We start from the raw sequence: 485 nt of genomic DNA, 5'->3' as shown, positions 1-485 counted from the left end.
AGTTCAGTTACATTATACAATAATGTTATGATAGCTGAAAGAGAACAATGGTTTACTAATTGGTTGCAGCAAAAACATCATTTAACTCAACAAAATATTATACAGTTTCATGCCACAGCGGGCAAAGGCAATAATGAGTATGGTTTGTTAATGAACAGAGCCAATGAGTTGTTTACTGTGAGTATCACTTCTATTCATATCAGTCCATCGCTTGCTATTATGCAGTATAATGATATGCTGCAAAATGAAACACATTGTTTAAATATCCCCTTACAACAAAAACAAGCAGTATAATAATTAATGCAGTTACGTAAATCAACATTTTTTATTCGGTTGATGCACTGGGAGTATTGGCCTATGCATGTGGTGTATTTTTTAATTTACCCTTACTGGATATGGCTTTGCATTAAAGCAAAGTCTTTTTTCTTTTTTAATGCTGCCAATCCATCTATAAAAAATGGTGGCTTTTTAATGGAAAGTAAAAC

General features: G+C 32.4%; 1 protein-coding gene. It reads left to right on the top strand.

What is annotated here, in order from left to right; all coding sequences use genetic code 11:
- A partial coding sequence (locus E3E36_RS11690) for a hypothetical protein (protein ID WP_206203665.1) occupies positions 1–294 on the top strand: 294 nt, incomplete at its 5' end.
- Positions 295–485 lie beyond the last annotated feature (191 nt).

Source organism: Thermococcus sp. M36 (assembly GCF_012027355.1).
Classification (GTDB): Archaea; Methanobacteriota_B; Thermococci; order Thermococcales; family Thermococcaceae; genus Thermococcus.
This window is presented reverse-complemented; position numbering and strand designations above follow the sequence as displayed.